Raw genomic sequence first — 8,936 nt, forward strand, 5'->3', positions numbered from 1 at the left:
GTATCAGCGGCACCAATGCGCACGTCATTCTGGAGGGCGTCGCCGACGAGGCGTACGACGAAGGCGCGGCCGACGGACCGCACGACACGTCCGACGCCGGCGAATCGCACACCGGCGAACCTCTCGCCGTCCCATCGCAGGCGCAGGCGCAGGCGCAGGCGTCGGTGCCGGTGCCGGTGCCCTGGATCGTCACCGGTCGTAGCCGTGACGCCCTGCGCGACCAGGCCGCCCGTCTGCTCGACCACGTGAGCGCACACCCCGAAGTCGCCGTCGCCGACACCGCGTCGGCGCTCGCGACCACGCGGACGCCGTTCACCCACCGAGCCGTCGTCGTCGGAGACGATCACGACGGCCTCGCGGCCCGGTTGCGGGCCCTGGCCGAGGGAACGCCGCTGCCCGGCACGGTCACCGGCGCCGCACGAGCGGGCGGCCGCACGGCCTTCCTGTTCACCGGCCAGGGGGCGCAGCGGCCCGGCATGGGCCGCGAACTGCACGCCGCCCATCCGGTGTTCGCGCAGGCCTTCGACGCCGTGTGCGAACGCGTTCCGGGACTGCGGGCGGTGGTCCTGGGAGACGACGCCGAACTCCTGAACCGCACCGAGCACGCACAGCCCGCCCTGTTCGCCTTCGAAGTGGCCCTGTACCGCCTGCTGGAGTCGTGGGGCGTCCGCCCGGACCACGTCGCAGGCCACTCCGTCGGCGAGATCGCCGCGGCCCATGTCGCCGGAGTGTTCTCCCTCGACGACGCCTGCGCCCTGGTCGCCGCCCGCGGCCGGCTCATGCAGGCGCTCCCCTCCGGCGGCACGATGGCCTCGATCCGGGCCACCGAGCAGGAGGTCCTGCCGCTGCTGTCCGGACACGAACGCGAAGTCGGCGTCGCCGCCCTCAACGGGCCCTCCGCGACCGTCGTCTCCGGCACGGAGGAGGCCGTCGCCCGGATCTGCGAGCACTTCTCGGCGGCCGGCCGGCGCACGACGCGGCTCCGGGTCAGCCACGCCTTCCACTCCCCGCTCATGGATCCGGCGCTCGACGACTTCCGCGCAGTCGCCGCCGGCATCTCCTACGACGAGCCCGTCCTGTCCGTCGTCTCCGCACGCACCGGTGAACCGGCCACCGCCGGTCTGCTCACCGACCCCGAGCACTGGGTGCGGCACCTTCGTGAGCCGGTCCGCTTCCACGACTGCGTCACCCGGCTGCACGGCCTCGGCGTCCGCCGCTTCCTGGAGGTCGGGCCGGACAGTTCGCTCACCGCGCTCGCCGAGACGGCCCTCGCCGAGGCGGAGCCCGACGCGGCCGAAACGGTGTTCGCGGCAGCGGTCCTGCGGGACGAGCCCGAGACCGGCTGTCTGCTCCGCGCCGTCGGCACACTGTTCGCGCACGGCGCCGAGCCCGACTGGACCGCGCTCCTCCCCGGCGCCCGCGCCGTGCCGTTGCCCACCTACGCTTTCCAGCGGCAGCGGTTCTGGCTGCCGACCGTGGCCCCGGCCGGCGACCCCGAGGCCGCCGGACTGCACCCCGCGGACCACCCGTTCCTCGCGGCCGAGATAGCCCGCGCGGGTTCGGACGCCCCGCTGTTCACCGGACGGCTGTCACTGCGCAGCCACCCCTGGCTCGCCGACCACGCCGTCCTCGGGCAGGTCATCCTGCCCGCCACCGGCTACCTCGACCTCGCCGTGCACGTGGGCGACCGCACCGGCTGCGGCCACCTGAGCGAACTCACCCTGCTCAGCCCGCTCGTCGTGCCCGCCGAGGGCGCCGCCCGCCTTCAGGTCACCGTGGAAGCCGCCGACGATCAGGGCCGCCGTGCCTTCGCCGTGTGGTCGAGGCCCTCCGCGGACGACGGGGAATGGCAGCGCCACGCCCAGGGCGTCCTCGCCCCGCAGCCGCCGTCCGCGCCGGAAGGCGACCTGGCCGCCTGGCCCCCGCCGGGAGCCTCCCTCGTCTCCGGCGAGGACCCCTACCCGGCCTTCGCCGCCGCGGGCTTCGCCTACGGTCCGAGCTTCCGCGGCCTGGGCAGCGTGTGGGAGCGCGGCGAGGAGGTGTACGCCGAGGTCGCCCTGCCGGAGCCGTACCGGGAGGACGCCTCCCGGCACGCCCTGCATCCTGCCCTGCTCGACGCGGCCGTCCAGGCTCTGCTGGTCAGGCGCCCCGGGCTGCGGCGCGACGACGAGGACACGGCGCCGATGCTGCCGTTCGCGTGGACCGGGCTGACCCTGCACGCCACCGGCGCGACCGCGCTGCGTGTGCGCCTGAGCCCCGCCGGCCACGACCACGGCTACCGGGTCCTGGTCACCGACACCACCGGCCGGGCCGTCGCCACCGCCGATGCGATCACCCTGCGGGCGGTGACCGCCGCCCCGGCCGCGGCGGGGACGGGCCGGCCCGAACTGCTGCGCCTGGACTGGCAGGAGGCGCTTCCCGCCCCCGAGCCGCCCGCTCCGCGCACGGTGCGCTGGATCGTCCTGGGCGGGGGCGACGACCGGGTGGTCGCCTCCCTCGACGCGGCCGGGGTCCACGTGGAGACCTACGCCGACCTCGAGTCGCTCGCCAAGGCGCTCGACACCGGCATGACGATGCCCGAGGCGGTCGTCGTCGCACCGGAGGCGGGTCACGTCGGCGATCACGGCATGCCCGAGGCGTTGCGGGGCCGCCTGTCCCGCGCTCACGAGGTGATGAGCGGCTGGCTCGCCGACGAGCGGTACGCCGACGCCCGGCTCGTGTTCGTCACCCGCCGCGCCGTGACGGCGGGCCGGGACGACGCATCCGCGGGCGTGGTCCCGCCGGATGTGACCGCCGCCGCCCTGTGGGGACTGGTCCGCGCCGGACAGACCGAACACCCCGGCCGGTTCCAGCTGGTGGACCTGCCCGGCGGGACCGAGGCCGGCGACGAGGCCGCACTGCTCGCAGCGATCGCAGCCGGCCGCCCGCACAGTGCGGTCCGCGACGGCCGGGTCCTGTACCCCGACGCCGTGCCCGCCGCCCCCGGCGACGTACCCGACCTCGCCGCGGGCACGGTGCTCGTCACCGGCGCCACCGGCGCCCTCGGCCGGGCCGTCGCCCGCCACCTCGTCACCCGGCACGGTGTGCGTTCGCTGCTGCTCGCCGGACGACGCGGCCCCGCCGCGGACGGGGCGGACGCCCTGGTGTCCGAGCTGACGGAGCTGGGCGCCCGCGTACGTCTGGAGGCCTGCGACGTCGCCCGGCGAGGCGACGTCGAACTGCTGTTGACCCACGTGCCGGCCGACGCGCCGCTGACCGGGGTGATCCACGCGGCCGGCGTCACCGACGACGCCGTCCTCACCGCACTCGACGGGGCGCGCTTCGACACGGTGCTGCGCCCGAAGGCGGACGGCGCCTGGAACCTGCACCACGCCACGGCGGACCACCGTCCGGCCGCGTTCGTGCTGTTCTCCTCGGCGGCGGGCGCCTTCGGCGCTCCCGGCCAGGCCAACTACGCGGCGGCGAACGCCTTCCTCGACGGCCTCGCCGCTCTCAGGCGCTCAACGGGACGACCCGCTGCGTCCGTCGCCTGGGGCCTGTGGAGCGACGACAGCGGCATCACCGCCCGTCTGTCCCGAACCGACCGGGGCCGACTGAGCCGCGGCGGCCTGCGTCCTTTGACCACCGAGGACGCCCTCGCCCTTCTCGACGACGCCCTCACCACGGCCGACCCCGCGGTGATCGCCGTCGCCACCGGTTCGGGCCGGGCAGGAGTCCGTGCGATGCTGCGGCCCGGCACCGCGGCGGCGCGACGCAGGAGCGCGTCCGGTCCATCGGAGCCGGCCGGCCCGTCGCTGCTGGCGGGACGCTCCGCGGAAGAGGGCCGCACCGTGCTGCTCGGTCTGGTGCGCGACCTCGCCGCCACCGTGCTGGGGCACGCGAGCGCGGACGAGGTGGAGCCCGACCGGCTCTTCACCGAGCAGGGCTTCGACTCCCTCACGGTGGTCGAACTCCGTAACCACCTCGCCACCGCCACCGGCCTGAAGCTGGCGCCGACCCTTCTGTTCGACCACGCCACGCCAGAGGCCCTCGCCGCACATGTGCACGGCCGGCTCGCCGAGCGGGCACCGCAGGAGACCGGCGGGGAACAGGCTGCGGGCGCGTCGGGCATCCGCCCCGAGGACACCCTCGGGGGCCTGTTCAAGCAGGCCTGCCTCGACGACCGTGTCGACGACGGCTTCACCCTGCTCCAGGCGGCGGCGGAACTGCGTCCCACCTTCACCTCGCCGGACGAACTCCCCGGCCTGCCCGGGGCGATCCGGCTCTCGGCAGGCGGCGCCGCGACCCCGCTGGTCTGCTTCAGCTCCTATGTCGCCCTCGCCGGCGTCCACCAGTACGCCCGGTTCGCCTCTCCGTTCCGCGGCCGCCGCGACGTCTGGGCACTGCCCACCCAGGGCTTCGGCACGGGGGAGGCGCTGCCGGCGACCTTCGATGCGGTGGCCGACCTGCACGCCGACGCCGTACGGCGGACCGTCGGGGACGTCCGACCGGTCCTGCTCGGCTCGTCGTCCGGTGGGGTCCTCGCCCTCTCCGCGGCTCGGCGGATGCAGGAGCGCGGCGCTCCGCCGGCCGCCGTCGTCCTGCTGGACACCTATATGCCCCGGGCCGACTCCCCGTTCCTGCGCTTCTCCCAGCAGATGCTCAGCGGCATGTTCGAACGGGAGTCGATGTTCGCGCACATGGACTCGGCTCGGCTCACCGCGATGAGCTGGTACGTCGCGATGATCGGGGAATGGGAGCCGGGCCCCCTGGAGTGCCCCGTGCTGCTGGTGCGTTCCAGCGAGCCCCCGGTGCCCGCGGAACCCGGTGAGGAGATGCGGCCCGAGGAGTGGCAGACGTCCTGGCACCGCGCCCACACCGTCCTCGACGTCCCCGGCAACCACTTCACGATGATGGAGGACCACGCCCGCTCCACCGCCGGGGCCACCGACGGCTGGCTCACCGCCCGAGGCGCCTGACCGGCTCCCCGCACCGAGGGCCCTGCCCCCCCGCTCGACGGGGGCAGGGCCCTCCGCCTTGCCGGCAGGCGGCGTCCAGGGCATCGCCGGGCCGGGTTTAGAGAAAGACCTAGTGCCCCCCTCGACATACTGCTTGGCAAGGATCGGGAACGATCTCTGCCGCTCCTTGTGCCGACGGTGCCTGGGGGATGGCGGCCCCGGATTGTCAGAGTCCGTCCATCGTCCCATGTGATTGGAAGCCGAGCTGTGACTGAAGAACCCTCCGTCGCACTTGTCCGCCCGCTGCACGAGATCCTCACGCACCACGCACTGCAGCGAGCGGACGAGCGGGTTTTCCAGGACTCCCGGCGGTCCGTCACCTACGGTGCTCTGGAGCGGCGCACCCGGTTCCTGGCCGGGCACCTCGCCGCACTCGGGGTCGGACGCGGTGACCGCGTCCTGCTGCGCATGGGCAACCGGGTCGAGATGATCGAGAGTTATCTCGCCGTCACGCGCGCGGGAGCCGTCGGCGTGCCGGTCGACCCGCGCTCCTCCGACAGCGAGCTCGCCCACCATCTCCTCGACAGCGGCGCCCGCACGGTGATCAGCGGCGCGGCGCAGATACCCCAGCTGCTGAGGACCGGTCGGAGCAGCGGGCTGGACTGCTGTCTGATCGTCGTCGGCGCCACCGAGCCGGTCGCGGGCGCCGCCGACTTCGAGCACCTCGCCGTCACCCCGCCGCCCGCCGACGCGCGGGACGACCTGGACCTGGACGAGACGGCCTGGATCCTGTACACCTCCGGCACCACCGGACGCCCCAAGGGCGTGGTCACGACCCAGCGCAAGTCCCTCTGGGCCACGGCCGCATGCACCCGGCCGATCCTCGGCCTGTCCGCGACCGACCGCCTCGTGTGGCCGATGCCGCTGTACCACGCCGCCTCGCACAACATCGGCGTGCTCGCCACGCTGGCCGTCGGGGCCTTCGCCCACATCCTGGAGGGCTCGGCCCCGGACGAGATCATGGAGACCGTCCGCAGCGAGCAGGCCACCTTCCTGGTCGGCTCTCCCACCACGTACCACCGCATGGTGGACATCGCGCGCGAGCAGGCGCTCGAACTGCCGCAGCTGCGCGTGTGCATGGCGGCCGGCTCGGCCTGCCCGACCGAGCTGCACGAAGCCTTCGAGGACACCTTCGGCATCCGCCTCCTGGACAGCTACGGCAGCAGCGAGACCGGCGGAGCCATCACCACCCAGGCGCTCACCGGGCCACGCGTCCTCGGCGCGGCCGGTGCCCCGCTGCCCGGCCTGACGCTGCGTCTGACGGACGCGCTGACCGGAGAGGAGGTGACGGCCGGTCAAGAGGGCGAGATCTGGGTGCACAGCCCGGCCACCATGACCGGATATCACAACGCCCCGGAAGCGACCCGGGCCGTGCTCGTGGACGGCTGGTACCGCACCGGCGACCTCGGCCGGCAGGACTCCGCCGGGAACCTCACCATCACCGGCCGGGTCAAGGAACTCATCATCCGCGGCGGCGAGAACATCCACCCCGCGGAGGTGGAGCACGTCCTGGCCGGGGTGCCCGGCGTGGCCGAGGCCGCGGTGGCGGGCAAGCCCCACGCCGTACTGGGTGAGGTACCCGTCGCCTACCTGGTGCCGGGTCCGGAAGGCCCCGGGGGCATCGACGCCCGCGAGCTTCTGGAGACCTGCCGCCGGGAACTCTCCTACTTCAAGGTGCCCGACGAGTTCCACGTCATCGACGCCATACCGCGTACGTCGACGGGGAAGACCGCCCGTCGACGGCTGGCCGAGCTGCCCGGAACGCTGCTCGTCGTCAATCCGTCGGTGAGCGTCCGCCCCGACCTGGCCGCCGAAGGCCCGACGGGAACAGCGCCCGCCGTCACCCCGCCGTCCGCCGACGCCGTCCTCCCGACGACGCGGCACGGGCTGCTCGGCCTGGTGCGCTCCGTGGTGGCGGACGTCCTCGGCCTGCCCTCCGAGGAGGTGACAGCCGATCGGCCTCTGCATGAACTCGGCTTCACGTCCCTGTCCGCCGTGACCCTCCGCGACCGGTTGTCGGCCGCCTCCGGTCACCGTCTCTCAGCCGCCGTGGCCTACGACTACCCGACCCCGCAAGCCCTCGCGCGGTACCTCGACGGCCTGGGGGAGGGCGGCGCCGGCGCGGAGAGCGCGGGGGAGGCCGAGGGAACGGCTGTGACGGGCCGGTCGGACGAGCCCATCGCCGTCGTGGCGATGGGCTGCCGTCTGCCCGGCGGCGCCCGGACGCCCAAGGAGCTGTGGGACCTGCTCGTGGCGGAGACCGACGCGGTCGGACCGCTTCCCGACGACCGGGGCTGGAACCTGGACCGGCTCCTGGGCGACGAAAGCAGCGGCGGCGGAAAGTCGTCCGCCCGCCAGGGCGCGTTCCTGGAGGGCGCCGGACGGTTCGACGAGGCGTTCTTCGGGATATCGCCGCGTGAGGCGCTGGCGATGGATCCGCAGCAGCGGCTGCTGCTGGAGACGGCCTGGGAGACCTTCGAACGCGCGGGCATCGACCCGGTCTCGCTGAAGGGCAGCCGGACAGGCGTCTTCGCCGGCGTGATGTACGGGGGCTACGGCCCCGGCCTCCACGAGCGCGCCCCCGAGAACCTGGAGGGCTACCTCGGCAACGGATCGGCCGTCAGCGTCGCCTCCGGCCGTATCTCCTACACACTGGGTCTGCTGGGGCCGGCGATCACGGTGGACACGGCGTGTTCGTCGTCGCTGGTGGCGATCCATCTGGCGGCGCAGTCGCTGCGGCAGGGCGAGTGCACCCTCGCCCTCGCGGGCGGCGCCACCGTGATGTCGACGCCCGGCGCACTCGTGGAGTTCAGCCGTCAGGGGGCGCTCTCGTCCGACGGGCGGTGCCGGGCGTTCGCGGCCGGGGCGAGCGGCACGGGCTTCGCCGAGGGCGTCGGCCTGGTCCTGCTGGAACGGCTTTCGGACGCGCGCCGGCTGGGGCATCCGGTGCTGGCGGTGGTGCGGGGTTCGGCGGTGAACCAGGACGGCGCGTCCAACGGGCTCACCGCCCCGAACGGCCCCGCGCAGCAGCGGGTGATCCGGACCGCTCTGGCGCAGGCCGGGCTGGCCCCCGCCGAGATCAGCGCCGTCGAGGCGCACGGCACCGGCACCACTCTCGGCGACCCCATCGAGGCTCAGGCGCTCCTGGCCGCCTACGGGCAGGATCGTCCGGCCGGGGAGCCTCTTCTGCTGGGGTCGGTGAAGTCCAACATCGGCCACACCCAGGCCGCGGCCGGCGTCGCCGGCGTCATCAAGATGGTCATGGCCATGCGCCACGACACGCTGCCGCGCACCCTCCACATCGACGCACCCTCACCCCACGTCGACTGGAGCACGGGCGCACTCCAGCTCCTGACCGAATCCCGGCCCTGGCCGCGCACCGGCACTCCCCGCCGCGCCGGCGTCTCCTCCTTCGGCGCCAGTGGCACGAACGCGCATCTGATCCTGGAGGAGGCGCCCGCGGAGCTCGTTCCCGCAGCGGTGGCCGAACCGTCCGGGGTGGCGGTGCCGATGCTGCTGTCGGGGCGTGGTGAGGGCGCGCTGCGGGCCCAGGCCGGGCGGCTGGCGGACTTCCTGGAACGTCACCCCGACCTGCCCACCGACGCGGTGGCGCGCATGCTCGCCGGCTCACGGACCGTGTTCGAACACCGAGCGGCGGTCACCGGAGACGATCGAAAGCAACTGCTGACGCGGCTGCGCTCGCTGGCCGACATGGACGCGGACGAACACGCGGATGTGGGCGAGCTGGTCGGTGTGGTGCGTGGCGCCGGCCGTCCGCTCGGCGATCCCGTGTTCGTCTTTCCCGGTCAGGGCGCCCAGTGGCCTGCCATGGCCGTCGAGCTCCTCGACGACGGCGGCCCGTTCGCGCTGCGTCTGGGGGAGTGCCGTGAGGCGCTGCGGCCCTTCGTGGACTGGGACTTGTTCGCGGTGTTGCGCGGT

Annotated in this window: 2 protein-coding genes; both read left to right on the forward strand. The window is 74.2% G+C overall.

Annotation, left to right across the window (positions count from 1 at the left end; translation table 11 throughout):
* Nucleotides 1-4,958, forward strand: a 4,958-nt coding sequence (locus tag ACN6LD_RS41365) for an SDR family NAD(P)-dependent oxidoreductase (protein ID WP_445045856.1), incomplete at its 5' end; no start/stop codon positions are given.
* Nucleotides 4,959-5,204: 246 nt separating this feature from the next.
* Nucleotides 5,205-8,936: type I polyketide synthase (locus ACN6LD_RS41370; RefSeq protein ID WP_445045857.1), on the forward strand; the 3,732-nt coding region annotated here is incomplete at its 3' end.

Source organism: Streptomyces sp. SAS_272 (assembly GCF_052543235.1).